The organism is Alteromonas sp. C1M14, from assembly GCF_018860965.1.
In the GTDB taxonomy this organism is placed as follows: domain Bacteria; phylum Pseudomonadota; class Gammaproteobacteria; order Enterobacterales; family Alteromonadaceae; genus Alteromonas.
Genome location: NZ_JAHKQF010000004.1, coordinates 77,824 through 104,784, shown reverse-complemented (window position 1 = coordinate 104,784; position 26,961 = coordinate 77,824). Strand labels below are relative to the sequence as shown.

Genomic DNA, 26,961 nt, shown 5'->3' with positions numbered 1-26,961 from the left:
AATTTTGCCGTTTTAATAAGGATTTGACCAAACAATGTCGAAACTTTTTGGCTGGTTCAGTAAGAACAAGCATTCTAAAAAAGATGAAGAAGTAAAAAACAAGCAGGAAACCACCCCTGCAGTTGATGAACCTCAAGTACCAGATGGAGAGCCAGAATTAACCTCTGAGCCCGTTCATCATGATGAAGGGGCCGACACGCCGCCAGCGCAGACCGAGCTACCTCCTGAAGTTCCATCCACGGACGCCCCGGCAGACACGTCGGCGGATGAAAAGTCAGACAATGAGGGATCTACCGAAAGCCCATCGCCAGTGGTAGTCACAGAAGCCATCGCCGGCAGTGTAGACACCGAGCTTGAGCAAACTGATACTGTGCCAGAGCCAGAGCCAGAGCCAGAGCCAGAGCCAGAGCCAGAGCCAGAGCCAAAGAAAAAATCCCTCTTTAGTCGTTTAAAAGAAAGCTTGTCGCGAACAAAAACCAATTTAGGTAGCGGTTTTATCAGCTTATTTAAAGGTAAAGCCATTGATGACGACTTGTATGAAGAATTGGAAACCCAATTGCTGGTGGCTGATGTGGGCATGGATACCACCCAAAAAATCATCACCCAGCTTACTGACAGTGCAAAGCGTTCCCAGCTAAAAGATGCTGAGGCGTTAGTGGATATTCTTAAGCAACAAATGCGAGATATCCTCAAGCAGGTAGAACGCCCCCTTGCTGAAGACATAAAGCAACATGACAAAAGCACCGGACCTTTTGTGATATTGATGGTGGGTGTTAATGGTGTGGGTAAAACCACTACCATCGGTAAATTAGCTAAACAGTTTCAGCAGCAAGGTAAAAAAGTGATGCTGGCCGCTGGTGATACCTTCCGCGCTGCCGCGGTAGAGCAGTTGCAAGTGTGGGGTGAACGTAATGCGATCCCTGTTATCGCCCAACCTACGGGAGCCGATAGCGCGTCGGTGTTATACGATGCCTTGGAAGCGGCTAAATCGCGAGGCATGGATGTTTTGATTGCCGATACCGCCGGGCGTTTACAAAACAAAGCGAACCTAATGGAAGAACTGAAAAAAGTGGTGCGGGTGATGAAAAAAGTTTCTCCCGATGCGCCCCATGAAGTGATGCTTACCCTTGATGCCGGTACAGGGCAAAACGCTGTCAGCCAGGCTAAACTGTTCAACGAAGCGGTGGGGCTTACCGGCTTAACCCTGACTAAGTTAGACGGTACTGCTAAAGGGGGTGTGATTTTCTCCATCGCTGATCAATTTGGTATTCCCATTCGCTATATCGGTGTAGGTGAAGGCATTGATGATCTGCGAACCTTTCAAGGGGATGAGTTTATCGATGCCCTTTTTAGTGAATCCGAAAGTGAATAACACAGGTTACCTTTCCGGCTATCCATCGTTGCAGGACTAACAGATGATTAAATTTGAGCAGGTGAGTAAAACCTATCCGGGTGGACAGCGGGCGCTGTCGAAAGTCAGCTTCCATATAGAGCCAGGCGAAATGGCCTTTCTCACCGGGCATTCCGGGGCAGGGAAAAGCACACTGCTTAAATTGATCAGCATTATGGAACGGCCCAGTGTGGGGCGGGTTCTTATTAATGGCCACGATCTTAATCAGATTAAACGGCGACAAATTGCCTTTATTCGTCGGGACATTGGGATGATATTTCAAAGCCCCCAATTGTTAAATTCAAAAACCGTATTCGATAACGTCGCGCTGCCCCTTATTATTGAAGGCTACGGCCGCCGAGAAACCGAGAAACGGGTACAAGCCGCCCTCGAAATGGTGGGGCTGCGGGATAAAGCCCGCAGTGTACCTATGATGTTATCTGGCGGCGAAGCCCAGCGGGTAGGTATTGCTCGGGCCGTGGTTAACAAACCGCCGTTACTTCTCGCCGATGAGCCCACGGGGAATTTGGATCCCAAACTCTCTATGGAAATTATTCGTTTATTTGAAGATTTTAATCAAGCCGGGGTGTCAGTGTTTGTGGCTACCCACGATCTTGGGTTAATTGCACGGATGAAATACCGCACCTTAACGCTGCGTAACGGACAGATGATCACCGATGGTTTGTCTGAAGACATGATGGAGCATGAGGAATGAGTATTTTATTTAAGGGCCGTTCACAAGGTGCCAGCGATACAAAAATTGGTTTTCTACAAATCATCAGCGCCTTTTTCGTCAGTCATCTTCGCCAAGCCCTTGGCAGTCTTGGCGAATTGTGGCGACAACCGGCGGCATCTATCATGACCGTGGCAGTGTTGGGCCTTAGCATTACCTTACCCAGTACGCTGTATATATTGGTAAAAAATACGGAAAAAATCAGTGCCGGCTGGGATCAAGCGTCAGAAATTTCATTGTTTTTAAGAGACAACACGTCGCCTGCCAGTGCTCAGCAACTGCTTACTCGGTTAAAAACCTGGCCTGAGATTGAATCAGTTACTTTCATTCCGGCCGACGAAGCGCTAAAAGAATTTCAATATTTATCTGGCTTAGGCGATGCAATTGCGTACTTAGAGTCTAATCCACTGCCGGATGTTGTGTTGGTCACTCCCACACCTAAAAATGCCACGCCGACGGCGGCACGTTTATTACTGGAAAAATTGCGCGAGCAAAGAGAAGTGGATATCGGCAAGCTGGATATTGAATGGCTGGAACGGCTGTACGCGTTATTAGATATTGCCCGAGAACTGGTGTCGCTTATAGGTGTATTGTTGTTTATTTCCGTGGTACTGATTATTGGTAACACCATACGACTCAATATATTAAGTAAGCGCGATGAGATTTTAGTGATGAAACTGGTTGGGGCAACCGATGCCTTTATCCATCGCCCCTTTATGTATACCGGGTTTTGGTATGGTCTCCTCGGCGGGCTAATTGCGTGGTGTGCCGTTATTCTTATTTTGTGGTGGATGGATAGCAGCATTCAGGCGTTTGCTAGCTTGTATCAAAAAGAATTTAATATCACCGGCTTGTCTGGCAACGCATTATTGCTCATGTTGGCATTGTCTGTGGGGTTAGGCTTGGTGGGCTCGCTGATTTCCGTTCAACGGCACGTGCAAGAAATCGAACCTAAGTAGCCTCTCTGTTACAGAGTCGGCTTCTTCATAATGGGTTTGGGAAAGTAAGTGGAGATGGTTGCTCTTACCCCATTTCCCCATTGAATGGCTTGATTGTAGAGGGCGTGAAGCTGTTTCTGGTCGATATTGAGAACCTTAGACTGCTGGATAATGTTCATCCACAAGGCCCCTTCAAAGGCACGGGTTAAGGCCAAATAGCTGTTAAATTCATTGGACTTACCTAATAGCGCATCGTTTACATCATCGGTGAGGGGCAATTGCTTAAGGACGTCTGGCATATCCTGATCTAACAACGCATCTAACAACGAAAACAAGCCGACAAGGAAACCCACAGGGGGATCAGTATGAATGCCCCGTTGCTGGGATAACAGATCAAAAAACTTGGCTCTGACTAATGACATGTGTATCAACTCTAGCGGCTTATCGTCGCTAAGGTTGGCCAATGACAGCAGGGCGATAAATTTCTTTATTTCCACCTCTCCCATGTAAGTTAACGCATGTTTCAACGACGTGATTTTATAGCGTTTATTTACCGTGGGATTATTAATGAATTTAAGTAACAAAAAGCTCAGCGCAGCGTCGCGCTCAATGATTTGATTAATACGGCTTATGCTAAAGTCATTTTGTGAACTCTCACCCATCAGATCCACAAGATTCATTTTTGACGCGGGCAGATGACGCTGTATACGGGCTTCAGGTAAAGAGAAAAAGTATCCTTGAAACAAATCAAAGCCAAGAGAGCGACAGCTGTCAAAGTCTTCATGGGTATTAACTTGTTCTGCAACCACCGAAATATTTGCATCTAAAAAACGGGGGATGGTACGCTCGATGAGATCGTATTTGGTTTTGGTTACGTCAACCTTAACAATATCAATAAACGGGAATATTTCGTGTTTGGCGCTCATCATCAGCGGGTCGTCGATGGCAATTTTAAAGCCCATGGTTTTAATATGGGAGCATGCATCGAGTAAGCCGGCAGACGGCGTCATGGGGTCATTAAGTTGCACGATCACCGATTCTGGATTTAAAGACGTAGGAAATCGGGAAATCAGGGTGTCGGGATTAAAATGTATAAACGATTTTTTGTCACCAGAGATATCATCTAACCCAAGGGGATGAAAATGCTGGGCAATAAATTTTGCTTTTTCGGGTGCCAGCTCGGGATAGGCGCCGCCTTTCCCATCTCTAAATACAAGTTCATACGCGAAGACGTCCTTTTCGCGATCAAGAATAGGCTGACGAGCAATAAACGCAAACATACGACCGATAATCCCTTCAACTAATGATTATAGCTTAAGCTGCCCACCTGCGTAATGATTGCAGGTGACCCCAACTTTATATGATGGAACATAAAATATCCATTAGCGAATGTAGCTAATTTTGCCTAAGTGGGTCGACTTACCGGCTATTGCGGTCTTTCTGCGTAGCACTTAACCTAACGGCATTACCCGCCTATGTATTGGTATTTCTCATACCCAGGCTATATTGCTTAGACTGTATTGCGCGTTTTTTTCATTCAGCTGTTTGTTTACAAGGAATTACTATGTTTCGTCCCTCCCTTTTCGTGTTGTTGCTTGCCGGTTTGGGCAGTCACCCAGCGTCAGCGGCATTATCGCATACGCAAATCCAACAAGTAGACGGGTTATTACAGTTTGAAGAGCAAGGTGTTGTCCCTGGTTGTGCCGCGGGGGTGTTTAAAGAGGGACAAGGGCAGTATGTTACGGCGAGTGGGTATAGCAACCTTGCCGAAGAAACAAAAATCAATGGGGATACCCGTTTTTATGCCGGCTCGTTATCGAAGCAGTTCACTGCACTGGGGATCATGAAGTTAGTGGAAAGAGGGAAGCTAAGCTTATCCGATCCTTTGACCCAGTATTTCCCCGAGATGCCTGATTACGCCCAAAACATTACCGTTAATATGCTCATCCATCATATTTCTGGAATACGGGATGGGCTGGGTCTTATTCGTCTTGCTGGGGTACCGGATCTTTCCACCTCAAACTTGTCTACGGCGCTAAAATTGTTGGCCTTGCAGCAACACCCTGATTTTGAACCGGGCACTCACTATGCTTATTCGAATGGCGGCTATTTGCTGCTGGCAGGCATTATCGAACAAGTAAGCAAAATGCCTTTTTCTGATTACATGCGTCAAGCGGTACTAGAGCCCATGGGGATGACGCAAAGCTTTTTTGTTTCTGCGCCTATTGCTGACGGGTTTATGGCGCAGGGATACCTCAAGCAAGGCAGCCTCTTTAAACAACAAAATGATTTTCCGTCTTTTAGTGGCTCAGGGGGATTAATTACCTCTATTAACGAACTTGGTAAATACGAATATGATTTAGCTCAGGGCCATAAGGTTTGGACAGATAAGGCCAAAACGATGATGTTGTCGCCGGCCACGTTCAATGACGGTAGTGTGGTGAGAGAGCAACACGGCCTTATTTATGCTGGTGGTATCAAACTGGGCATACAAGAGGGCAAACAATGGATGATGCATACCGGAGCATCATCAACCTTTAAATCAGCTTATGGTCGGCTTGTGGATAGTCATTACAGCATCATTGTGTTGTGTAACCGTAATGACGGCAAGCCTGCTACTAAATTGGCGGCTTTAGCCGATGTGGTGGCGACCTCATCACCTGATAACCATCAATACGAAGGGCCTTTGCGGTTAATGAAGGTCGCTCCTAAGCCCTCGGCGGTGCCACCTGCAGGGTCGTATTATTCAGGTGAATTAGACGTCACGTATCTGGTTGCGCCGGTAAAAGACGGAGCCGACGTGACGATAATATCAGCCTGGCCTGGTCATCCTCAGCCCGCGGCACAATTTCGTTTACGGTATGATGAAAATGGGGTGCTTAGAGATGGCATAAACGTGCTTGAATATGATCCCCAGACAAAGACCTTTGCGATGAAGCGAGGTCGGATCCACGGTATCGTGTTTACACCTGTTTCTGCTAACGGTTAAAACCGGTAAAAAATGAAGATGAAGCAACGTCGCTTCATCTTCATTGCGATTACCCGTTACTTTTAGGCACGGTTTTTCTTAACGCCTTGCCGGGGAGCACACCGGTCAACTCGCCGTTGGCAATGGCCGCTTTGCCGTTTAACCACAACCATTCCACCCCTGTAGAGACTTCTGTGGGGTTAAGATAATCGGCTTTTGGCAAATAGGTTTGGGGATCAAAAATAACGATATCCGCGTTATAACCTTCGGCTAATTTTCCATAATTGGTGAGGCCGAAAAATGTCGCTGGCAAGGTGCTACTGCGAGCCACAAATTCCTGCGCGCTAATTACCGAACGTTTTGCCACATAGTCATGAAACTTCTTCGGAAAGGTCGCGTATTTACGAGGGTGACCGGTACTGCCGTCCGAGGAAGTCATTACCCATTCTTGTTGCATGAAGGTGTCGATATCCTCTTGGGTCATATTAAAGCTGGCTACCCGAGCATTGCCCGCAAGAATAATTTTACGGGCCGCATCCACCGGAGACATCTGCCACAAATCCGCGACTTCCTGTAACGTTTTGCCTCGAATGTCAGGGCGTTTGGGATCGCTGATGAGCAAAGAATCGGCTCCGCCACGACGACGCAGATTATCCGCCATTTGGGTTTTAATCGTAGGCCATTGCTGAGGGTCTTGTAAGCGCGCATGGTATTGTTCAGCACTACCGGCTAACACTTTTCGCGGCACAAGGGCGCCGGCGACGCTGGTTCCTGACGCACGCCATGGATACTGATCGGCGGTAACCTTCACTCCTTGGCGCTGGGCGTTTTCGATTTGCTTGATAATGGCGGTGCTTTCCCCCCATACATCAACACCTAGCGCTTTAATATGGGCGATGTGTACCGGAATATCGGCATTGATGCCCACATCAATCGCTTCTTGCACAGCGCCGGCCAAGCCAATGCTATAACTGCTTTCATCCCGCAAGTGACTGTCGTAAACACCGCCTTTTCGCGCCGCTACACTGGCGAGGGCAACCACTTCGTCTAAGTCGGCAAAGTTGCCAGGAACATAATACAGGCCAGTAGATAAGCCTAGAGCGCCCTCATCCATGGCTTGAGAAACCAGGTTCTGCATTTGTGTAAGTTCTTCGGCTGTGGGAGCCCGATCTTCAACCCCCATTACCGCGCGACGCACAGCTCCATGGCCAATATACACCGCGACATTGGTGCCTAGCCCTGCTTGCTCGAATCCATCAAGCATAGGAGTGATCTGAGTTTCGCCGCCGCCATCAACGTTACAAAATACGGTGGTAACACCCTGAGTCAGGTAGTTGTTGTTGGGGTTCGGGCTGTCGAAGGTAAAATCGGCGCAGGCATGAGTGTGGGGGTCAATAAAGCCTGGCGCAACATAGGCGTTGCCAGCATCAATGGTTTGTTTGGCATTAACATTGTCCGGAAGGGTTTGCTCAACAAACACAATTTTGCCGTCCTTAATGCCAATTACCCCTTCTGTGGGGGCAAAATCCCCACCACGAAAAATGTGTTTGCCCGTGATCAGGGTATCAATTTGCTGTTGAGGTTGGGCACAACTGCTTAATAGAAGTGCGCAACTGATCGACAGTGACAGACCCCGTAACATGGTTGAATTTAATTTCATTTTTTAACATTCCCTGAACGGTTTATGATGAATGAATCTGAAAAAGCCGCCTTCTTTTCACTGCCTGTCCGCCATAAACGGAACACAAGAATCACAATGAAAAGAAGGCATAGGTTTTATCCGTCGATAAAAGTTTTAAAGCGAACGTAGAAGAAACGCCCCTCTGCACTATGTAAACTGGCTTCGTAGCCGTAAGTTTCGTCAGCAAGTGGGGGTTGACGGTCAAACAGGTTTTTGATGCCCAAACGAATAGTCGAGCCATCCCAGTTTGAACCGTTATCGATGGTATATTGGCCGTAGGTGTTAACGCTTGTCCACGAACTTACCCGCCAAAACTCACCGGTTTCATCATTGACTGCACTGGTATCGTAAAATTCACCTACGTACTTGCCATAGAGACCAGCGCTCCAGTTGTCGTATGTCCATGTGAGGGTACCACTGGCTTGCCATTCAGGACGGCCGTCCATACCAATGAGATCGCCCACATCATCAAGCACTAATCCTAAGGACTCTAGCTGCGCTGATTGTTCGTCAACAGATTGATAGGCTTCGATTAGCTTGGCAGCATTTAATTTAAATTTGAAGCTACCAAACTTAGTATCACGTAACTGATAATACATGCCTAAATCTAGGCCTTCAGTGGTACGGGAGTCTAAGTTTTCGAATTCACCGATTATTTCAATGATATCACCTACGGCGGTTAAGCCTGAGCCGTCAAAAAACGCAATATCGTCTTCGGTCACATCAGAGCGTATAACGTTGGCGTTGCTGCTACCGTTTAAGCGTGCGTAATAATCAAGATCAGCAACGTTTTGGTAAGAACGAATACCGATTAAGTCTTCTTGTTTGATCTTCCAATAATCTGCCGTCAACGTAAGGTTTGCTATCCAATCAGGCGAGTAGGTAAGGCCTAAGCCGTAGTTAAAATCTTTTTCCGGAGCTAGCTCTGTATTGCCCAGGCGAATATTCTCGGCACTGTCGCTAATATTACAGGCACCTAAGTTTGCAATTTCCCCTTTGTTCACACTGGCCTGACAGCGGTAATAGTCAGTAGGATAGTTGACTCGCGTTGTGCTGGCAGTATGCAGTTGCTCTAAGTTTGGTGCTCTGAATCCTTCGGCATATGAGCCGCGAATTTGCAATGAGTGGGTTGGATACCAAGACAATACTGCCTTCGGTTTAAACACATCGCCTACGTCATTGTATCGTTCGTATCGTCCAGCAAGCTGAAAATCTAATTTCTCAACCAGTGGGATGTCCATTTCAGGGCTTACCAAAGCGCCGGCCAATTCTACAAAGGCAGAAAATACGTTTCGGGAACCGTCGGCATCAGGTTGTCCGCTAGAGCCCATGACATCTGACGCATACGCGATACCAGTGACATCATCTTGGTAAGTCACTGTGCCATCTAAGCGGTCATCGTAGTCATTTTCAAAGCTTTCATAGCGCCATTCAACACCGATTGCGGCACCCACATCGCCACCGGGCAAGGTGAACAGTGAAGCATTCGACATTTTGTAGTCCATAAGGCCAAGGGCGGTTTTGCCGGTGCGCTTAACGTCAATAAGGAAATCGTCGATGACCGCTTGGGAATTACAGGTGCCGCCACAAAATGGGTTGTAGGCGCTTTCATCGGTGCGGTTAACCGCATCTTGGAACAGACTTAAACTCGTTCGGTTATGGGTTATATCGTCAGTTTGTGCTTCTGAATATAAGGCAGCGGTATCCCAATCCCATTCTCCTATTGCCCCTCTTGCTCCACCGAGCATACGGTAGGAAGTGTTTTCTACATTAATTTTTCTAGGGCCGGCGTCAAGAATACGGTATGCAGAAACCGTTACGTCTAGTCCACTTGCTGGAATGTCGTAACCTTCTACACGATTTACACTGGTCCCTAGGGGGTTCCAGTATGCATCACTGGAAATGGTCACAGGTGCAGACGTGAGGGTGGCCGTCTCGGCTCTTTGTGAGTTGGATTCTGCCCAGTAATAGCTCAGTTCACCGTACAGCTCAGCACCGTTATCTAAGGCATGATTAAGAAATAAGAACGCGTTAGCGCGTTCGGTTTCGGGAAGTAACGTACGGCTTTGGTTCGTGTTGTACCCTTGGGTATCTGTGGTAATGCTACCGCTGTCGATACACAGACCATTGCTAAGTACACACTGTTGATCGGCATCACCGGCATCGACGTCTTCGATATGAAAGCGCCCAGCCGATGAGGTTAAACCGTCGACGCTACTTGAGGCGTCGAATCGGCCCCAGCCGGTGGTGGTGGAGGTGTTTCTAAAATTGGTATCGCCTTGCCAAGACGTTCCTTCAAGATAGGCGCGACGATCGGCATTGGCGGCGTAGGGTAATTCAGAGGCCATGACTTCTGAACTATGATAATAATTTGCCGATAACGTGATGTTGGTGCTGCTGTTGTTGAGATCCCAGCCACTGAGCATGTTCATGGTGATCTTATCGCGACTGGTATTCTCTGCTTCGCCGTATTGCACATCGAACTGATAGCCAGCAAAGTCTTTTCTAAGCTGGGTGTTTACCACCCCAGCTACCGCATCAGAGCCGTATATCGCCGCTGCACCGTCGTGAAGTATTTCTACTTGGCTAATGCCCGCCACGGGAATGGAGTTCATATTAACGGTGGTAACAGGAACCGAGTTCTCCGTTTGTGAACCTGGGTGTTGAACCAGACGTCGGCCGTTTAACAATACTAAGGTATTGCCTGTACCAATACTGCGTAGGTTGATAGACGCGACGTCGCCGCGAGAGGCGTACACCCCAGATACAACGTCATTCCCATTGAAGCTAACCGTACCGTTACTGGGAATTGATGAAACCAATTCCATACCTGAGGTCGCACCGATGGCGTCGATATCACTTTGGTCGATAAGAGTGACCGGTAAAGAGCCTGTGACCTTTGCGCCTTTGATGCTAGATCCCACCACGAGGATTTTCTCTAATGCTTCGTCGTTTTCGTTGCCAGAGTCTGCGTTCGAAAGCGGGGTGTTTGCATTAGAGGAGGGAGTGGCTTGAGCGATTAACGTTTCATCTACGCTTTGTGCTAATGAGGGCAAAGAAGAACCTGCTAGCGCCGCCATTATGCAAAGTGAAATGCGGTGTGGCCGCATTGTGCGTTTGTGTGTGATTGTCATGTTATTTCCCTGTTTTTTAATGGTATTTTTATCTACGCAGGCTCACTTTGACGAAAAAATGCACACATCACAATAATAAAGAAGGGGGTGCCCTATAGATGCGGGTTATAACGTGAGGTTCTATCAGGTAGCGGAAGAGTCTTAAGGGCCTGCGCTGGATCATAGTTTCTGCAAGGGCAGGGGTGTTATACTAGTAGTATAAGCAAGTTGGCAGGCATCGCTGCAAGAACAACGAAAATTCCCCTTGTGGGGCGCTCATCGACCGAATCAGTAGGTCGGTCGTGGAAAAAGAACTTTTATGATTAAAAAAGGTCTTGAATTTTAGCGAAACGTCACTATATTCCGTCATTGGAGTTAAAAGCTGACAGTTACAGACTCGAAAGGCGTTCCATAGTTTGATAACATGGATCGCTTAGCAAATTGAGGTGAATATGAGCAATAAATTGCAATCAATGGCCCTTTCGGTGCCTCACAGCGGTAGTATTGAAGGCTACATTCAGGCTGTGAGTAGCATTGACATGCTCTCAGCTGATGAGGAACGGAACCTAGCAGTACGCTTGCGGGAAGACGGCGATCTTGAATCAGCGAGAAAACTGGTAATGTCGCACCTGCGCTTTGTTGTCCATATAGCGAAATCCTATTCCGGTTATGGTTTGCCACAGGCTGACCTTATCCAGGAAGGTAATATTGGACTGATGAAAGCAGTTAAGCGTTTCGACCCAAGTGTGGGTGTGCGATTGGTTTCCTTCGCTGTTCATTGGATTAAAGCCGAAATTCACGAGTTTGTACTGAAAAACTGGCGTATTGTGAAAGTCGCCACCACCAAAGCTCAACGCAAACTCTTCTTTAATTTGCGTAAAGCGAAAAAGCGTTTGGGCTGGTTTACCCACGAAGAAGTGCAAACCGTAGCCAGTGAGCTGGGTGTGAGTACCAAAGAAGTGCTTCAGATGGAAGCGCGCATGAGTAGTCACGATCAGGCGTTTGATCTTAGCGCCGATGATGACGACAGCGGTAGCTTTGCGCCGGTGCAGTTCCTTGAAGATAAAACCACTGACGTGGAAATGGATGTGATCAATAACGACTGGGATGCAAATGCATCGAGACGTTTGTATTCAGCCATCAAAACCTTGGATGCTCGTTCGCAGGATATTATCGAAACACGTTGGTTAGCGGATAACAAAATTACACTTCAGGATTTAGCCAATAAATATGAAGTGTCGGCAGAACGTGTTCGCCAAATCGAAAAAAATGCGATGAAAAAACTTCAAGCTGCCATGTCAGCCTAGATTTTTCATTCATAAAAAAAAGCGCCCTACGGCGCTTTTTTTGTTTTTGTTATCGCTTCGTCTATTGCTATCTTAGCGTTGGCCGTCTTGCTTGTTGTCCATATCTGAGGGCAATATCCAAAATACCCCTTTAAATTCGGCTACGGCGACATCGTCATCTAAGATATCGACCTGTAGCGTAAAGCGACATTTATTTTGTTTCTCTAATGGTGCAAATTTTCCACTGACCGTTTCGATATGGCAGGTTGCCCGGGGCTTCATGGTAATGGGTTTATGGTAATGAATATCGCCGTCACCTAATACAATGTCGCCGGCTAATTGGCGCTCTTTAAGCTGTAAATACAACATGCCCCAGCCCGTTAACGTTGCCAATGAGAAAATACTGCCGGCAAACATACTGCCGTGAATATTAATGTTTTTGTTTAACGATGCGCGGGTTTCCAGTGTGCGGCCAGTGTACTGATGTAGTTTAATCCCCATGTGTTCGGTAATAGGGATGGTTTCCGTCCAGGTATCCTGTAATTCTTTACACCATTTAGGGTGCAGCATCACAATGCCAGGATCACTGAGTTTCTTCACCATCTGTTGGCGTTTAAGCATGCCTAGTTCATTGGGGGCTTCTCGTTCAATAACGAAACCGCAGGAAAGGAAAAAGTCGATGGAGGTTTCCCGACTATTGGTTACCGCGCGCTCTGCCCCTAATTCCCGAGCCACCCCTTCTAAGGCACCGAGAATCATTTGCCCGAGACCACGACGTTGGTAGTCACTATGCACCGCGATATGGCGTATCTGCGCTTCTTCTGCGGTATTTAGGTGTACTCGGCCAGCGGCGACGATGTCACCCTTGCCATTAATAATAACCCGGTGTTCAGCAACCAACTCGTACTCATCTTTTTCTGAACCCGGAGGGAAATTCCAAGGTTGACGAAGGTATGTCCATCGAAAGGTGAAGTATTTTTCTAATTCTTCTTCGGTTTTGGGTGTGGCTACTCTAAACACAATACGTAGACCCTTTATTCATTCATAAGCACCCATTTAAACCCATGGGAGGCGTCTTTAACAAGTGTAATTGTCTTACACCGGCTCAAGTGACCTTAAAAACCCTAAGTTCACTGATGATGGTTTGTAATTGGGTACGATTTTTAAACGCAAGACGGCATAACAGGATTACACATTAAATTGGAATGTCACCGGCCCGTCGTTAATCAGAGCAACTTTCATGTCAGCGCCAAACTGGCCAGTGTGTACGGGAATGGATTTTTCCTTTAAGGCGGATACAAATTGCTCGTAGATCCGTTTACCGTGCTCTGGGGAAGCGCCCTTAGAAAAGCCCGGACGATTACCTTTTTGGGTATCCGCCACTAAAGTAAATTGAGAGACCACCAATATAGCGCCATTAACTTGCTGTACATTGAGGTTCATTTTACCCTCCTCATCTGCAAAAAGGCGATACTGGGAAAGTTTGCGCACTAATTTTTCAATTTGCTCATCACCGTCCTGTTTTTCCACTCCAAGCAAGACCAGTAAACCATGACCGATTTGGCTGATGATGTCGTTGTTAACCGTAACACTTGCTTCACTTACCCGCTGCACTAAGCCTATCATTTCTGTTCCTTCAAATATTTCGACATTTCTCGGGTCGCACGGCATAGGGCTAAGGCAATACCGGGTTCGGACGTGCTGTGCCCAGCATCTTGTACAATTTGTAAGGTGCTATTTTCCCATACCTTATGCAGTGTATAGGCAGCCCGAGTACTGCAGATAACATCGTATCTGCCATGGACAATTGTACCGGGGATGTGGGCTATTTTGTCAATGTTGTCCAAAATGAAGCCTTCGGGAATAAAGCAATGATTGGATAAGTAATGGCACTCTAGCTTTGCCAAGCTGGTCATAAGGTTGGGGGGATAATGGCCAGTAAATTCGCCGGTACCCGGCGGTAACGAAATTTTCGATAGCCGCTCTTCCCATATATACCATCGCTTAAGGGCATTCATGCGATGGATTTCATCGGTAGAATCAAAGCACTGGCGGTAATAATCGCAAACCGAGGCGGTGGTAACAGGTTGTGTTACCCCTTCCACAAACAATTCGTAATGGTCCGGAAACAATGATGCCGCTGCGCCTTGGTGAGATAAGAACCAGTCTCTGTCTTCTTGTCGGGCTAAAAACACCCCTCGTAGAATTAATCCATTGATGGTATCCGGCGCGTCAATGGCCGCTAATAAGGCCAGCGTAGCCCCCCAAGAGCCGCCAAATAACGTCCAGCAATCAATGTCTAGTAACGTTCGTAGTTGACTTATATCCTGCAGAATGTGGGCGGTGGTATTGTTGGTTAACGAACCGAATGGGTGGGACCTACCGCAACCTCTTTGCTCAAGGCCAATAATGCGGTAACGGTTGGTATCAAAGAAACGTTGGTAACCGGCAGCTAAGCCTGCGCCCGGCCCACCATGTAAATAAAGTACTGGTAAGCCATCAGGATTACCACTTTCCTCGTAGTAAAGGCGATGACCATCGTCTGAGTCAAAGTACCCACTGCGGTAACATCCGGTGTCAGGGTAAAGTCGTTTCATTTTATTTCAGTGCGTTGTATGTCTTGTTTTTTTAGTTTAGTTTAGCTACTAAAACACATATTTACCTAATATACGAGGACGATTATATGGCTGGTCAGGGATCAGGTGGTAATGTTATTGCGGCAATTTGTAACTTTTTTATTCCCGGTTTGGGGCATCTAGTTCAGGGTCGCATACTTAGAGCACTGTTATTTTTCATTATTTGTTTTGCGTGCTATGGCCTGGCAGCCACAGTGATATTCTTTTTTCTTTGGCCGGTGGGGGCTATCTTTCACCTATGGGCAATTATTGATGCCGCCCGTTATCGGGGGCCAGAGGTGAGGTTATGATGAGGAAATGGCAAGCAGGTTTGATAGGGCTGGCCATCAGTCTGTCGTTAAGTGGGTGTCAATCTGCGTATTACTCGGCCTGGGAGAAGCTAGGCGTAGAAAAGCGGGATATCCTGGTAGACAGGGTGGAAAACGCTCAATCGTCTCAGGAGGACGCTCAAGAGCAGTTTGCTGATGCCTTAGAAGAATTCAGCGCGCTGATCAATTTTGATGGTGGCGAACTCGAAGATGTTTATGATGATCTCAATGGTGAATATCAAGATAGTGTCGCCGCGGCAGAGGATGTTAGCGATCGTATCGACAAAGTAGAAAGCGTAGCCGATGCGCTTTTTGCTGAATGGGAAGAAGAGCTGGATAAATATGACAGTGATAAGCTGCGCCGTGCCAGTGCAGATAAGCTTCGCACCACGCAACGTCAGTACGAAACCATGATCAAAGCGATGAGAAAAGCCGAAGGCAGAATGCAGCCGGTGTTAACGGCCTTACAGGATAATGTGTTGTATTTAAAGCATAATCTTAATGCCAGTGCGGTTGGGGCTTTACAAGGGGAGCTTGAAACCATACAGCAAGATGTGTCTCGCCTTATTGGTGAAATGCAAACGGCGGTGGCAGAGTCCGATGCTTTTATCCAAACGATGAAAAATTAAGTGAATAAAAAAACGGGCTAAGGCCCGTTTTTTATTTCTCACCATAAATAGTGCCACCACTAGTCGATTATTCCACCGGGACTTTACGGGGTTCTTCACTGGCCCGAATATCACCAAAGGCATCTTCTAAGCTACAGGTGAATTCTGCGCCAACCAGCACCACTATCCAAGAAACATAGACCCACAAAAACAAAATGGGTAACACCGCCAGTGCGCCATATATCACCTGGTATGAGGTAAAGTTTGTGATGTAAAGGGCAAAACCTTTTTTCGTAAACTCAAAAAATATGGTGGCAACCACGGCACCTATAAGGGCATGGGAGTATTTTACCCGCCGGTTAGGTACCAGCAAATAAAGAATAATAAACGCCAGTAAAGCGGCAAAACTAGGGATCAGGGTGAGCATAAACGTGCCCACGCCCGGGGTATATTCTTCTGCAAATTCGGCTACGCCCACCAAATAAGAACTGATCGCCACACTCGACCCCATTAACATTGGGCCAAGGGTGATCACCATCCAATAAATGGCAAACGTATAAATAATGGGGCGATCGCTTTGGGTGCGCCAAATACGGTTGAGGGTTTTGTCCACATTGGAAATCAACAGCAAGGCCACAATAAGCAGTGACAGTATACCCACCGCGCCCATTTCAGAGGCATTGGAGACAAAGTCTGACATGTAATTTTGTACTACGTCACCGGCGGTGGGAACAAAGTTCGAGAAAACAAATGCTTCGAGCTTAGTGCGCACAGAGGCAAAGGCAGGAAATGCCGACATCACCGTAAAGGTAACCATGATAAAAGGCACCAGGGACAACAAGGTGACGTACGCTAAATGGCCCGCGGAAATAGTGATATTGTCTTGGCGACAACGGCGTAAAAATATTTGAAAAAACGTCACCGCTTGAGGACGCTTTTCATGCCAGAGTTTCACCCAGCGGTTATCAGACAAAACGATCTCCTTGTATACAACGTAAAATACATGCTTGCCTGATTAGTGTAACCACTGTCAACGCGAGGGCAAAGGATTTTTAGCCACTATGCTTCATTACCTCGTACACCAAGCATGTGACAAATGGCATAGCTTAACTCACTACGGTTCAATGTATAAAAGTGAAAATGTTTCACTCCTTCTTTCGCCAGTACTTTCACCTGTTCCATGGCGATGTTGGCGCCAAGCAAGTTGCGGGTGGTTTGATCATCGGCATCTAGCCCTTCGTACATTTTATGTAACCAGCCCGGAACATGTACGTTGGTAAAGCCGGCAAAACGGATCAAGGTTTGATAATTGGTTACAGGGAGAATACCGGGCACGATATCTAAATCGATGCCAGCGGCTGCAGCGCGATCGCGAAAACGCAGGTACAAACTGGTATCAAAGAAAAATTGAGTAATGGCTTCTGAGGCGCCAGCTTCCGCTTTACGTTTTAAATTTAATAAATCGAATTGGGCGTTGGGCGCTTCAGGGTGTTTTTCTGGATACGCGGCAACAGATATATCAAAATCGGCCACATCCTTTAACAAGCTGACTAAATCTGACGCGTACATCTCGGTTTTATCCATGCCCTTGGGTAAATCGCCTCGTAATGCCACAATACGACGAATTCCCGAGTTCCAGTATTCTTGGGCTATTTGCGTCAGTTCTTCCCGGCTAGCGTCTACACAGGTAAGGTGAGGGGCAGCTTGCACACCGGTTTGGGTTTGAATACGCTTAACCACATCATGAGTGCGATCCCGCTCACCGCTGTTGGCGCCATAGGTCACCGACATGTAAGAGGGTTTTAACGGGGCTAAACGTTCCACTGATTTCCAGAGGGTTTGTTCCATTTTTTCCGAATTTGGTGGGAAAAATTCAAACGATACATCGATATCGCGTAATTCCGATAACGATTGATTTAACGCATCGATACCTTGTGCATAGGAAACCATTTTGCTGACTCACTTTTATGGACGTTTAGACGTCTAAACTAAATAATATATGTCTGGACGTCAAGAGGTTTACACGGCTTAATTGACCTTTTCGCTACATTGTTTAGAATTTCTGCCTATAAATTACAAAAACAGGCAATTTGAGAATTAAAAATGGCAGAATGGAACGGTAAGTATATCCACCCCTACGCAGAACATGGGAAAAAAAGTGAGCAGGTTAAAAAAGTTACCGTCTCAATCCCAATCAATGTCTTAAAGGTACTCACAGACGAACGTACCCGCCGACAAATTAATAATCTGCGTCATGCTACAAACTCAGAATTGCTCTGTGAAGCTTTTCTGCATGCCTTCACCGGTCAACCTTTACCCAACGATGATGATCTTCGTAAAGACAATCCTAATCGCATTCCAGCAGAGGCGCGTCAAATTATGGAAGACATGGGCATAGATTCTAGTGTAGACAACGAAGAAGAATAAGCACAAAAAAGCCAGCATTCAATGCTGGCTTTTTGCTTTTATGCTGTGCTTAACCGTATTGGGGCGGCAGGGTCTCGATACCGGCCACACCGGATTCAATGGCCGCTAAAGCGACAGCTTTGGCGATGCGCAGGCGTAAGCGTTCATCCATGGGTTTAGGGATAATATAGTCTTTACCAAAGGACAACGACGTGGTGTTACTGGCTTTGAGTACGTCATCGGGTACCGGTTCTTTGGAGATGGAACGCAAGGCTTCAACGGCCGCCACTTTCATTTCATCGTTAATGGCGGAGGCTCTAACATCTAGCGCACCACGGAAGATAAAGGGAAAGCATAAAACGTTATTTACCTGATTAGGGTAGTCTGAACGACCCGTTGCCATAATCAGATCGTCTCGCACTTCGTGGGCCAACTCGGGTTTAATTTCTGGATCTGGGTTGGAGCAGGCAAACACAATGGGGTTGGGCGCCATAAGCGCTAATGCTTCAGGTGGCAGAACATCGGGGCCCGATACGCCCACGAAAATATCCGCGCCATCCATCACATCTTCCAATGTGCGTTTATCGGTATTGTTAGCAAACAGCATTTTATGTTCGGTAAGGCCTTCGCGACGGGTATGGATCACCCCTTTGCGGTCAAGCATATAAATACGTTCACGTTGGGCTCCGCATTTAATTAGTAGCTCCATACAGGCTACCGCCGCAGCACCTGCACCCATACATACGATTTTTGCCTCTTGTATTTTTTTACCTTGAATTTCTAGCGCATTTAGCATGCCTGCGGCAGTGACTATGGCCGTTCCATGCTGGTCATCATGAAACACAGGGATTTTACAGCGTTTAATAAGTTCTTGTTCGATTTCGAAACATTCAGGGGCTTTGATATCTTCTAAATTAATCCCCCCAAAGGTGTCGGCAATATTTGCCACCGTATTAATAAACTCTTCGGTAGTACGATGCTTGACTTCGATATCGATGGCATCTAAACCGGCAAAGCGTTTAAACAGAAGTGCTTTACCTTCCATTACAGGCTTTGAGGCTAAGGGGCCTAAATTTCCAAGACCGAGAATGGCGGTGCCGTTACTAATAACGGCAACCATGTTGCCCTTTGCCGTATAGCGATACGCGGCATCAGGATCATCGGCGATTTCCCTTACGGGTTCGGCGACACCGGGGCTATACGCGAGTGAGAGATCATCAACGCTGTCTGCGGGCGTTGACAACTCAACCTTGATTTTGCCTGGTGTAGGGAGGGCGTGGTAATCGAGGGCGCGTTGTCTGAAGTCTGACATTATTTTTTGTGTCCTTCTCAGGTTTCGGTCTTTGCATAACTGCAATTTCGCTGCACTGCCACATATTGCTTTTATAATTTTAGCGACACTTGTTTACAAATGTATCACAACACCTTATTCAGTACATATCAGATAAGGCGCTAACATATAAATAACTGTAATGTGTCTTAAATTTGGAAACAAACCGGAAATTCCAATTATCACTATTCATGTTATTTATTAGATAAGGTGATTATGGTTAACGTTGTGAATATAACCTCGGAGACGGTATTGGCCGTGGGAAATGGATAGGGCAACAGATGTCAGTATTGAAGACACAAAAAAAGCGCCTAAAGGCGCTTTTTTTAAAGAAGGTACAAATTTATTTCTTGCTAAGTGCACCAAAACGTTTCTTGAAGCGATCAACACGCCCGCCGGTATCAACGTTACGTTGCTTACCAGTGTAGAAAGGGTGGCACTTAGAGCATACGTCTAGGTTAAGGTCTTTACCTAAAGTAGAGCGTACTTGAATAACGTTACCACAAGAACAGGTTGCAGTAATTTCTTTGTATTCAGGATGGATATCTTGTTTCATGGGTTACCTCAATGCTAAGGCCGTATCGCTATCCAGCCCGAAGCTGAACACCATACGCAACTATATTCAATACAAGACACGAGGCCTTGCCGTAAAGAGCGGCGCATATTAATGTATGACGCCGCTTTGATCAAGAACTGATGGTTAAAAGTGAAGAAAAAATGGTCAGTTGGCGATTCCGTAGGGATCACAGCCGTCATACACGCCCTGAACAACGATTATCTTTATTGGAAATGTGATGCATTTTGTTGAAGTTGCGGTACCCGTACCGCTACGACAGTCTTTTACCTATAGTAGTGACGCGGTGCCCCAGCCCGGTTGCCGAGTTATCGTGCCTTTTGGCCCTCGCAAGGTGGTGGGGGTGGTGCTGGGTGAAAGCTCAAACCCTGCCAATATCAGTAAAATAAAGCCACTAGACACGGTACTGGATGAGGCCGCCGTTATCGATGAGGTGCAGCTTACCCTGTGTCATTGGTTATCTCAGTATTACTTGCATCCCATCGGCGAAGTCATCCACACCGTGTTGCCCGTATTATTGCGTAAAGGCGAGTCGGCGCGTCCTGTGGATGAGCGTTGGTGGAAGGTGAAGGGGAACGGTGAGGAAAATGTGGCTTCACTCACACGGGCAAAACGACAGGCCGCGTGTTTACAGGTGTTGCTCAATGGCCCAATGCGAGACAGTGAACTTAAAAGCCATTTTGCTACTACGGTGATCAAAGGCCTCGCTGACAAAGCACTGATTGTGGAAGAGAACCGCCCACCGCCACTAAAACCCCGTATGTGGCTGACAGATTTAAAGATTGGCAGTAAGCCACTTCCAGACAAAGAACAAGGGGTGGCGATTGCCGCCATTAACCAATCCCGGGGGCAATTTGCGCCGTTTTTGCTTGAGGGTGTTACCGGAAGCGGCAAAACAGAAGTGTATCTACAGGCCATTGAAGAAGTACTGGCCGGCGGGCAGCAGGTGCTTATATTAGTACCAGAAATTGGGCTCACCCCTCAAACGGTGTCACGCTTTGCAAAACGCTTCGGTATTGATATTGGCGTGCTTCATTCTCAGCTAAACGATAAAGACCGCTTAGCGGTTTGGCAACGGGCCAGAGAAGGGGAATTGGGCATTATTATCGGCACACGTTCTGCCATCTTCACGCCATTAAAATTCCCTGGCATGATCATCGTTGATGAAGAGCATGATGAATCCTATAAGCAGCAAGATGGCCTTAGATATCATGCGCGAGATCTTGCCGTTATGCGGGCGAGTACAGAAAACGTCCCTTTGGTGTTGGGAACGGCCACGCCGTCATTAGAAACCTTAAACAATGCTTTATCTAAACGCTATGGACACTTGCATCTGACTAAACGGGCCGGTGGTGCAGTACAAACGCACCAACATTTATTGGATGTGCGAGATCAGCGTATGCAGTTTGGTCTTGCCGATGGCATGATCAGTATTATGCGTCAGCATTTGTCCATGGGAAATCAGGTGCTGGTTTTTGTGAACCGTCGAGGTTATGCCCCAGCGTTATTGTGTCACCACTGTGGGCATTCTGTGGATTGTCGACGTTGTGAGCGGCCTTATACCGTACATCGCAGTCAGCAGCGTTTACAGTGTCATCATTGCGGCGGGGTGAAACCCATTCCTAAGCAATGTCCCCAATGTGGTGAACACAGCTTGGTGACTGCCGGTGTGGGCACAGAACAAATTGAAGAAGGGCTCGCTCAGTTATTTGCGGGCGTAAAGCAGGTAAGAATCGACAGCGATTCGGTGCGCGGTAAAGATAAATTACAGCGCACCCTCGATGACATTAACGGGCAGAAATACCAGCTACTAATCGGTACCCAAATATTGTCAAAGGGGCATCATTTTCCCCATGTTACCTTGGTGGTGGTCATGGATTGTGATGGGGCATTATTCAGTGCTGATTTTCGTGCCAGTGAGAAGCTTGCTCAATTAGTTACCCAGCTAGCAGGAAGAGCCGGGCGAGCGTCTAAACCGGGAGAAATGTGGCTACAAACCCATAATCCAGGGCATCCCTTGTTACAGGACCTAATTCACAATGGGTATCATCACTTTGCCCGCCAAGCATTGGAAGAAAGAAAACTGGCAGCCATGCCGCCATTTCAGTCACAGGCGGTGATCCGCGCTGAGGCGACCCATGGCGCCATGGCGTGGGATTTTTTAGAGCAAGCCAAACAAATTTTGGCGACAGACAATGTGCGATTAAACGGCCCACTGCCTTGTTTAATTGAAAAGCGGCAGGGGCGCTATCGGTTTATGCTGGTGTTGCAAGGAACCCAACGTAAGGCCATTAATACCTTGTTGCGCAAGGCCCTACCTAATCTTTCGGCATTACCCCTTGCTACTCGGGTGCGATGGTCACTCGATGTTGATCCCTCAGATTTTAGTTAATTGGCAATACAATTGGCGAAGATACGGGCAGCTTTTTTATTAAAATAGCGATACACTGGCGAAAGAAAAACAGGTTTATTTTTACGGGATTATTCGCCGCTTATGGCTCAACGTGATTATGTTTCTCGTGGTCGCACACCACAGAATAAAAAGAAAAACAGCAATAAAGGCAAAGCGCCGCCGCCACAAACTAACAAGAAGAAAGTGTGGGTTCGTTTGGTGGGCGTGGTTGTCGCGATTTTATTACTTATCTATTTTTTGTTTTCCATTAAAGATAATGTGGATGAAACGGCCGATGCGCCCATGACACCGCTGCCGCAACTTACCGAAGAAGAGGAACTTCCAGAGTTACCCGAGGAAGAATGGGAATACATCAAAACCTTACCGGGTTATGAAGTCGAAGTGGAAGTGGCAGAGCAGAAAAAATCAGACAAACTGTATTTGTTGCAGTGTGGTTCGTTTAGAACCCGTTCTCAAGCCGACGAAATGAAAGCAAAAATCGCCTTTCAAGGGTTAGAAGCCCAAGTGCGCGCGTCCACAGGCACTAACGGTGAATGGTTTCGGGTCATTATGGGGCCATTACAAACCAAACGCGATGCAGAGCGCGCACGACACAGCCTACGAAAAGTGAATATTACCACCTGCATGATCCTCTACTGGAACCTGTAGCCTAAGCCATACAAAGTGCTGACTGCCAAATCATGGCGTCAGCCTTGGCGGCTAAATCCCAAAATCTGCCCTTGAAAAAAGCGTGTCATCCCCCACTTATCCTTCATTGGTTTTTTTCGTCTGATATTGACTCAGACAACACCCGCAACATGGGGAATTAACGTGACAACGATAGTATCTGTAAGACGTGATAATCAGGTCGTCATTGCCGGAGATGGTCAAGTCTCTTTGGGCAATACAGTAATGAAAGGCAATGCGAAAAAAGTGCGCCGCCTGTACAACAATAAAGTATTGGCCGGCTTTGCTGGTGGCACCGCCGATGCGTTTACCTTATTTGAACGGTTTGAATCTAAACTGGAAATGCATCAGGGTCATCTCACCCGCGCTGCCGTGGAATTAGCCAAAGATTGGCGAACGGATCGCATGCTACGCAAATTAGAAGCGTTACTGGCGGTGGCCGATGAAACGGCATCGTTTATTATTACCGGTAACGGCGACGTCGTGCAGCCTGAGAACGATCTTATTGCCATTGGTTCTGGTGGCGCGTATGCCCAAGCCGCAGCAACGGCGTTGTTGGCCAATACCGAGCTGCCTGCCAAAGAGATTGCAGAAAAGAGTTTAACCATTGCTGGTGATATTTGCGTGTATACCAACCATCATCAGACAATAGAAGTATTAGATTATTAATCGATTGCAGTGACGGTTTCGTCTACCCAACTGCAGTTGATTGCTGTGACACACAGCTAAAAGAAAAGAAGGTTTATTATGTCTGAGATGACACCCAGAGAAATAGTTCACGAGTTGGATCGCCACATTATCGGTCAGCAAGATGCCAAGCGGGCGGTGTCAATTGCCCTAAGAAACCGCTGGCGTCGTATGCAGTTACCTGAAGAATTGCGTCAGGAAGTCACGCCTAAAAATATCTTAATGATTGGGCCTACGGGTGTGGGTAAAACTGAAATTGCCCGCCGTTTAGCTAAGTTGGCAAACGCCCCCTTCATTAAAGTGGAAGCCACCAAGTTTACCGAAGTGGGTTATGTGGGCAAAGAAGTCGAATCCATTATCCGGGATCTGGCCGATATTGCCGTTAAAATGACCAAAGAGCGGGAAGTGGCGAAAGTGAAGTTCCGCGCTGAAGAAGCCGCTGAAGAGCGTATTCTTGATGTCTTATTGCCGCCGCCTGAAGATGCGTGGGGTAAAAAAGAAGACGTGGAAGATAAAGGCACCCGTCAGAACTTCCGCAAAAAATTGCGGGAAGGCAAGCTTGACGACAAAGAAATAGAAATCGATGTGGCATTGCCGCAAATGGGTGTGGAGATTATGGCACCGCCAGGCATGGAAGACATGACTAACCAATTACAGTCTATGTTCCAAAATATGTCTGGGTCACAAAAGAAAAAGAAAAAGCTGAAGATTAAAGACGCCCTTAAACTGCTTATTGAAGAAGAAGCCGCGCGGTTGGTTAATCAAGAAGATCTGAAAGAACAAGCCATCGAAGCCGTTGAGCAACATGGTATCGTGTTCGTGGATGAGATTGATAAAATCTGTAAGCGAGAGGGAAATAATTCTGCCGATGTATCCCGAGAAGGTGTGCAGCGTGATCTTCTGCCGTTAGTGGAAGGATCAACGGTGTCAACTAAGCACGGTATGATCAAAACTGACCACATTTTGTTTATTGCATCTGGTGCATTCCAAATGAGTAAACCGTCGGATCTGATCCCAGAAATGCAGGGTCGATTACCTATTCGGGTAGAGCTAGCGGCACTGAAAGTTGAAGATTTTAAACGTATTCTTACCGAGCCCAACGCGTCTTTGACCGAGCAGTATCGTGCCTTGATGGAAACCGAAGGGGTTAAAATTGAGTTCACCGAATCCGGTATTCAGCGCATCGCCGAAGCCGCTTGGCAGGTAAATGAACGGTTAGAAAACATTGGTGCTCGTCGTCTGCACACCGTGTTAGAGCGGTTAATGGAAGATATCTCTTATGATGCGTCGGAAAAATCTGGCGAGACTTTTACCATTGATGCCGACTATGTCAATTCACACCTAGAGACCTTGGTGGATAACGAAGACTTAAGCCGGTTTATTCTTTAATATCTTAGGGCGTTCATCGCGCCCGTCTATTTTTTTAGATGGCTGTAAATTAGGTTACAGCCGTCTTTATCATCGCTCCTATCAATGCCTCTGTAATGGGCAGTCCCGTATCCGATTCAAACCGACAAAATGTGGGGCATGGGTTCGCTTCTAAAAAAACATATCGATTGTTAGACGTTCTACGCCAATCTATGGCACACCATTTCATGCCCATTTCCCGGCATAGTCGAATGCTTAAATCCTCAATGTTTTTGGGCAGATTGGTCTTGTGTGCGCTGGCACAAGTATCAATGCGATAATCATCGGCATCCGACGATATCTCCGCACTAAACACCTGATCATCAATGACAAAACTACGTATATCCTCGCCCTCAACCCATGCTTGAAATGTCAACGGTGGGCCGGTTAAAAGAGCAGAAATAGGCGTGGATAACTTACCATTGCGTTTAATTCGTTGGGTATAGGTACCGCCAAATACGGGTTTAACAATGAGGTTGGGTTGCGTACGGCAAAAACTTGTTACGTGGTGAATATGATTGCTGATACAAGTCGCCGGAATAAGGGCGCCAAGTTTATGGGCGGCACTTAACTGCATGGGTTTGGCTTGATGATACCTCACTGCGTGTAGCGAATTGTACCAGCGGTGCGGACAGGTTAAGAAAAGCGGCGACAGGGCACTGGTGAGATTGGCTAACAATGATGAATTAGTTGACTGAATTGGGGGCACAAAGCGCTGCCAGTAAAACACACCGAATGCTTCTAGTGGGTATTGTTCGTTTTGTTGAGCAATGAGGTAGTGGTTATCTTTGGGGGCGAAATGAATATGGATATTACTCGGGAAATGGGCAGTATTGACAATGCATACGTCAACCTTCGAGGTGGCTAAGGCGTTTGCAATGTGCTGTATCTGTGGGTCGGCAGCATCGCCAAGACAAAGGGCAAGCATACAATGAGTATTAATCTAATGACGGCGGCAGCCACTTATGCTGCCGCACGTCGCTGGATTAAAAAAGTGACTCATCGGGATAACTACCACCGGTTTCACCTAATGCCTGGGTGTAGTAAGCCGGTAGGCGAAAGGTTGCGTTAAAAGGAAGGCTTACCTCACCACCCGTTGTACTACCGCCGTTAACATTCGCCTCGTCTTGCTTATCAAGTGGGCAGGGTAACGCTGTATTTACTTGCATGTTGTTCTCCTTAAAAGGGACTATTCCTTGTTGCCAGACCCCCTGTCTGACCTTACCCAGTGTACTATTTTGCTAGCGGGTGTCTGCTGATCCCATGTCGGGTTGATGCAGTTGACGATAATAATTTGCCATCAGCGACGTACGGTTAGGAATACCGAGTTTTCGGTAAATGTTTGCACAGTGAAACTTAACGGTGCGTTCGCTAATAAATAATTGAGAAGCGATTCGTTTGTTGGGTAACCCCTCCATAATTTTGTGTGCGACCTGTATTTCTCGCCTGGAAAGCTGCTCTATCTGTTTGCTTATGGGTATTGCGTGATTGTTCATCATACTGTCCTTCTCATTGTGTTAGGTCCTAAGAAAGTGACGTGTTTGGGTACCGCTAGGCTACCTATGTTTGCTCCCCATGCGAAAGACCGGAGCCTTAAGGGTGATGTGGAAACGCCTTTATTCCCATCATGAGCGCCTAACGAGACGTATCAGCATGAGGCTGACAAATTATATTTTGAAGTGTTGACTGAGGATGACTACTGCATGAAAGACAAGGGGTAAAGAAAGGCTGAAAATTATTTAATATGTCCGTATTTTTTAATTGCTGTCCGTTTAGCACGGGCGTAATAAAGAGGAAGTACTCATGATGCTAAAGGG

25 protein-coding genes are annotated in these 26,961 nt (G+C 46.9%); 12 read left to right on the top strand and 13 right to left on the bottom strand.

The window, feature by feature from the left end:
* Positions 1–34 precede the first annotated feature (34 nt).
* Genes ftsY through ftsX form a run of 3 tightly spaced genes read left to right on the top strand, consistent with a single transcriptional unit; the run spans position 35 to position 3,082 of the window.
* Positions 35–1,372 carry a signal recognition particle-docking protein FtsY gene (gene ftsY / locus KO501_RS03635; RefSeq protein ID WP_216028295.1) on the top strand — a complete coding sequence of 446 codons (1,338 nt, stop codon included), beginning with the start codon at positions 35–37 and terminating at the stop codon, positions 1,370–1,372.
* 43 nt (positions 1,373–1,415) lie between these two features.
* Positions 1,416–2,105: a cell division ATP-binding protein FtsE gene (ftsE, locus tag KO501_RS03630; protein ID WP_216028294.1), complete on the top strand. Its 690-nt coding sequence runs from the start codon at positions 1,416–1,418 to the stop codon at positions 2,103–2,105.
* Positions 2,102–3,082 carry a permease-like cell division protein FtsX gene (gene ftsX / locus KO501_RS03625; RefSeq protein WP_216028293.1) on the top strand — a complete coding sequence of 327 codons (981 nt, stop codon included), beginning with the start codon at positions 2,102–2,104 and terminating at the stop codon, positions 3,080–3,082. The genes ftsE and ftsX overlap by 4 nt, the downstream gene beginning before the upstream one ends.
* Positions 3,083–3,090: 8 nt before the next feature.
* On the opposite strand, the gene KO501_RS03620 is transcribed toward ftsX, so the two are convergent.
* On the bottom strand, positions 3,091–4,341 hold the full coding sequence (locus tag KO501_RS03620; RefSeq protein WP_216028292.1) for an HDOD domain-containing protein: 1,251 nt from the start codon (positions 4,339–4,341) through the stop codon (positions 3,091–3,093).
* A gap of 284 nt (positions 4,342–4,625) precedes the next feature.
* Here KO501_RS03620 and KO501_RS03615 point away from each other — a divergent pair, with 284 nt between their 5' ends.
* Complete coding sequence (locus KO501_RS03615) at positions 4,626–6,050, top strand: serine hydrolase domain-containing protein (RefSeq protein ID WP_216028291.1); 1,425 nt, start codon at positions 4,626–4,628, stop codon at positions 6,048–6,050.
* 49 nt (positions 6,051–6,099) lie between these two features.
* Here KO501_RS03615 and KO501_RS03610 read toward each other — a convergent pair whose 3' ends face one another.
* The gene (locus tag KO501_RS03610; RefSeq protein ID WP_216028290.1) at positions 6,100–7,689 is read right to left on the bottom strand and encodes an amidohydrolase family protein; all 1,590 of its coding nucleotides are present in this window, start codon (positions 7,687–7,689) and stop codon (positions 6,100–6,102) included.
* Positions 7,690–7,805: 116 nt separating this feature from the next.
* Entirely contained in the window at positions 7,806–10,844 is a 3,039-nt protein-coding gene (locus tag KO501_RS03605; RefSeq protein WP_216028289.1) for a TonB-dependent receptor, read from the bottom strand.
* Positions 10,845–11,275: 431 nt separating this feature from the next.
* Between KO501_RS03605 and rpoH the strand changes: the two genes are divergently transcribed.
* Positions 11,276–12,130, top strand: a complete 855-nt coding sequence (rpoH, locus tag KO501_RS03600) for an RNA polymerase sigma factor RpoH (protein ID WP_216028288.1) — start codon at positions 11,276–11,278, stop codon at positions 12,128–12,130.
* Positions 12,131–12,202: 72 nt separating this feature from the next.
* On the opposite strand, the gene KO501_RS03595 is transcribed toward rpoH, so the two are convergent.
* From KO501_RS03595 to pip, 3 genes are all read right to left on the bottom strand, one after another.
* The gene (locus tag KO501_RS03595; RefSeq protein ID WP_216028287.1) at positions 12,203–13,129 is read right to left on the bottom strand and encodes a bifunctional GNAT family N-acetyltransferase/hotdog fold thioesterase; all 927 of its coding nucleotides are present in this window, start codon (positions 13,127–13,129) and stop codon (positions 12,203–12,205) included.
* A gap of 168 nt (positions 13,130–13,297) precedes the next feature.
* On the bottom strand, positions 13,298–13,735 hold the full coding sequence (dtd, locus tag KO501_RS03590; protein ID WP_216028286.1) for a D-aminoacyl-tRNA deacylase: 438 nt from the start codon (positions 13,733–13,735) through the stop codon (positions 13,298–13,300).
* Positions 13,732–14,706 (bottom strand): prolyl aminopeptidase, encoded by a 975-nt coding sequence (gene pip, locus KO501_RS03585; protein ID WP_216028285.1) that lies wholly within the window; start codon positions 14,704–14,706, stop codon positions 13,732–13,734. Before pip ends, dtd begins: the two co-directional genes overlap by 4 nt.
* A gap of 86 nt (positions 14,707–14,792) precedes the next feature.
* On the opposite strand from pip, the gene KO501_RS18280 reads away from it, so the two are divergent.
* Positions 14,793–15,035: a DUF6677 family protein gene (locus tag KO501_RS18280; RefSeq protein WP_252728130.1), complete on the top strand. Its 243-nt coding sequence runs from the start codon at positions 14,793–14,795 to the stop codon at positions 15,033–15,035.
* Positions 15,032–15,682 (top strand): DUF2959 family protein, encoded by a 651-nt coding sequence (locus KO501_RS03580; RefSeq protein WP_216028284.1) that lies wholly within the window; start codon positions 15,032–15,034, stop codon positions 15,680–15,682. The genes KO501_RS18280 and KO501_RS03580 overlap by 4 nt, the downstream gene beginning before the upstream one ends.
* A 67-nt stretch (positions 15,683–15,749) precedes the next feature.
* Here KO501_RS03580 and KO501_RS03575 read toward each other — a convergent pair whose 3' ends face one another.
* On the bottom strand, positions 15,750–16,616 hold the full coding sequence (locus tag KO501_RS03575) for a virulence factor BrkB family protein (protein ID WP_354667806.1): 867 nt from the start codon (positions 16,614–16,616) through the stop codon (positions 15,750–15,752).
* A gap of 104 nt (positions 16,617–16,720) precedes the next feature.
* Entirely contained in the window at positions 16,721–17,611 is an 891-nt protein-coding gene (gene metF, locus KO501_RS03570) for a methylenetetrahydrofolate reductase (RefSeq protein WP_216028282.1), read from the bottom strand.
* Positions 17,612–17,764: 153 nt separating this feature from the next.
* Here metF and metJ point away from each other — a divergent pair, with 153 nt between their 5' ends.
* Positions 17,765–18,088 (top strand): met regulon transcriptional regulator MetJ, encoded by a 324-nt coding sequence (gene metJ, locus KO501_RS03565; RefSeq protein WP_216028281.1) that lies wholly within the window; start codon positions 17,765–17,767, stop codon positions 18,086–18,088.
* A 49-nt stretch (positions 18,089–18,137) separates the two neighbouring features.
* Here the strand turns inward: metJ and KO501_RS03560 are convergent, their stop codons facing one another.
* Positions 18,138–19,379: a malic enzyme-like NAD(P)-binding protein gene (locus tag KO501_RS03560; protein ID WP_216028280.1), complete on the bottom strand. Its 1,242-nt coding sequence runs from the start codon at positions 19,377–19,379 to the stop codon at positions 18,138–18,140.
* Positions 19,380–19,740: 361 nt separating this feature from the next.
* Entirely contained in the window at positions 19,741–19,953 is a 213-nt protein-coding gene (gene rpmE, locus KO501_RS03555; protein WP_216028279.1) for a 50S ribosomal protein L31, read from the bottom strand.
* 238 nt (positions 19,954–20,191) lie between these two features.
* Here rpmE and priA point away from each other — a divergent pair, with 238 nt between their 5' ends.
* The 4 genes from priA (at position 20,192) to hslU (ending at position 25,126) form a co-directional block, all read left to right on the top strand.
* The gene (gene priA, locus KO501_RS03550) at positions 20,192–22,363 is read left to right on the top strand and encodes a primosomal protein N' (RefSeq protein WP_216028278.1); all 2,172 of its coding nucleotides are present in this window, start codon (positions 20,192–20,194) and stop codon (positions 22,361–22,363) included.
* Positions 22,364–22,465: 102 nt separating this feature from the next.
* Entirely contained in the window at positions 22,466–23,032 is a 567-nt protein-coding gene (locus KO501_RS03545; RefSeq protein WP_216028277.1) for an SPOR domain-containing protein, read from the top strand.
* A gap of 162 nt (positions 23,033–23,194) precedes the next feature.
* Positions 23,195–23,719 carry an ATP-dependent protease subunit HslV gene (gene hslV, locus KO501_RS03540; protein ID WP_216028276.1) on the top strand — a complete coding sequence of 175 codons (525 nt, stop codon included), beginning with the start codon at positions 23,195–23,197 and terminating at the stop codon, positions 23,717–23,719.
* Between the two features lie 78 nt (positions 23,720–23,797).
* Complete coding sequence (gene hslU, locus KO501_RS03535) at positions 23,798–25,126, top strand: HslU--HslV peptidase ATPase subunit (protein WP_216028275.1); 1,329 nt, start codon at positions 23,798–23,800, stop codon at positions 25,124–25,126.
* Positions 25,127–25,175: 49 nt separating this feature from the next.
* Here hslU and KO501_RS03530 read toward each other — a convergent pair whose 3' ends face one another.
* From KO501_RS03530 to KO501_RS03520, 3 genes are all read right to left on the bottom strand, one after another.
* The gene (locus tag KO501_RS03530) at positions 25,176–26,072 is read right to left on the bottom strand and encodes a hypothetical protein (protein WP_216028274.1); all 897 of its coding nucleotides are present in this window, start codon (positions 26,070–26,072) and stop codon (positions 25,176–25,178) included.
* 58 nt (positions 26,073–26,130) lie between these two features.
* Positions 26,131–26,313, bottom strand: a complete 183-nt coding sequence (locus tag KO501_RS03525) for a hypothetical protein (protein ID WP_216028273.1) — start codon at positions 26,311–26,313, stop codon at positions 26,131–26,133.
* 72 nt (positions 26,314–26,385) lie between these two features.
* A complete protein-coding gene (locus tag KO501_RS03520) occupies positions 26,386–26,643 on the bottom strand; it encodes a helix-turn-helix transcriptional regulator (RefSeq protein ID WP_216028272.1) in 258 nt (85 codons plus the stop codon).
* Positions 26,644–26,961 lie beyond the last annotated feature (318 nt).

What these genes read in the sequence shown, in the direction of transcription:
- KO501_RS03605 (WP_216028289.1), bottom strand. Translation starts at nt 10,844, where the DNA reads ATGACAATCACACACAAACGCACAATGCGGCCACACCGCATTTCACTT.
- KO501_RS03545 (WP_216028277.1), top strand. Translation starts at nt 22,466, where the DNA reads ATGGCTCAACGTGATTATGTTTCTCGTGGTCGCACACCACAGAATAAA.
- hslU (WP_216028275.1), top strand. Translation starts at nt 23,798, where the DNA reads ATGTCTGAGATGACACCCAGAGAAATAGTTCACGAGTTGGATCGCCAC.
- KO501_RS18280 (WP_252728130.1), top strand. Translation starts at nt 14,793, where the DNA reads ATGGCTGGTCAGGGATCAGGTGGTAATGTTATTGCGGCAATTTGTAAC.
- KO501_RS03520 (WP_216028272.1), bottom strand. Translation starts at nt 26,643, where the DNA reads ATGATGAACAATCACGCAATACCCATAAGCAAACAGATAGAGCAGCTT.
- ftsY (WP_216028295.1), top strand. Translation starts at nt 35, where the DNA reads ATGTCGAAACTTTTTGGCTGGTTCAGTAAGAACAAGCATTCTAAAAAA.
- rpoH (WP_216028288.1), top strand. Translation starts at nt 11,276, where the DNA reads ATGAGCAATAAATTGCAATCAATGGCCCTTTCGGTGCCTCACAGCGGT.
- KO501_RS03560 (WP_216028280.1), bottom strand. Translation starts at nt 19,379, where the DNA reads ATGTCAGACTTCAGACAACGCGCCCTCGATTACCACGCCCTCCCTACA.
- dtd (WP_216028286.1), bottom strand. Translation starts at nt 13,735, where the DNA reads ATGATAGGCTTAGTGCAGCGGGTAAGTGAAGCAAGTGTTACGGTTAAC.
- metF (WP_216028282.1), bottom strand. Translation starts at nt 17,611, where the DNA reads ATGGTTTCCTATGCACAAGGTATCGATGCGTTAAATCAATCGTTATCG.
- priA (WP_216028278.1), top strand. Translation starts at nt 20,192, where the DNA reads ATGCATTTTGTTGAAGTTGCGGTACCCGTACCGCTACGACAGTCTTTT.
- rpmE (WP_216028279.1), bottom strand. Translation starts at nt 19,953, where the DNA reads ATGAAACAAGATATCCATCCTGAATACAAAGAAATTACTGCAACCTGT.
- metJ (WP_216028281.1), top strand. Translation starts at nt 17,765, where the DNA reads ATGGCAGAATGGAACGGTAAGTATATCCACCCCTACGCAGAACATGGG.
- KO501_RS03610 (WP_216028290.1), bottom strand. Translation starts at nt 7,689, where the DNA reads ATGAAATTAAATTCAACCATGTTACGGGGTCTGTCACTGTCGATCAGT.
- KO501_RS03615 (WP_216028291.1), top strand. Translation starts at nt 4,626, where the DNA reads ATGTTTCGTCCCTCCCTTTTCGTGTTGTTGCTTGCCGGTTTGGGCAGT.
- pip (WP_216028285.1), bottom strand. Translation starts at nt 14,706, where the DNA reads ATGAAACGACTTTACCCTGACACCGGATGTTACCGCAGTGGGTACTTT.
- KO501_RS03530 (WP_216028274.1), bottom strand. Translation starts at nt 26,072, where the DNA reads ATGCTTGCCCTTTGTCTTGGCGATGCTGCCGACCCACAGATACAGCAC.
- ftsE (WP_216028294.1), top strand. Translation starts at nt 1,416, where the DNA reads ATGATTAAATTTGAGCAGGTGAGTAAAACCTATCCGGGTGGACAGCGG.
- ftsX (WP_216028293.1), top strand. Translation starts at nt 2,102, where the DNA reads ATGAGTATTTTATTTAAGGGCCGTTCACAAGGTGCCAGCGATACAAAA.
- KO501_RS03525 (WP_216028273.1), bottom strand. Translation starts at nt 26,313, where the DNA reads ATGCAAGTAAATACAGCGTTACCCTGCCCACTTGATAAGCAAGACGAG.
- KO501_RS03620 (WP_216028292.1), bottom strand. Translation starts at nt 4,341, where the DNA reads ATGTTTGCGTTTATTGCTCGTCAGCCTATTCTTGATCGCGAAAAGGAC.
- KO501_RS03580 (WP_216028284.1), top strand. Translation starts at nt 15,032, where the DNA reads ATGATGAGGAAATGGCAAGCAGGTTTGATAGGGCTGGCCATCAGTCTG.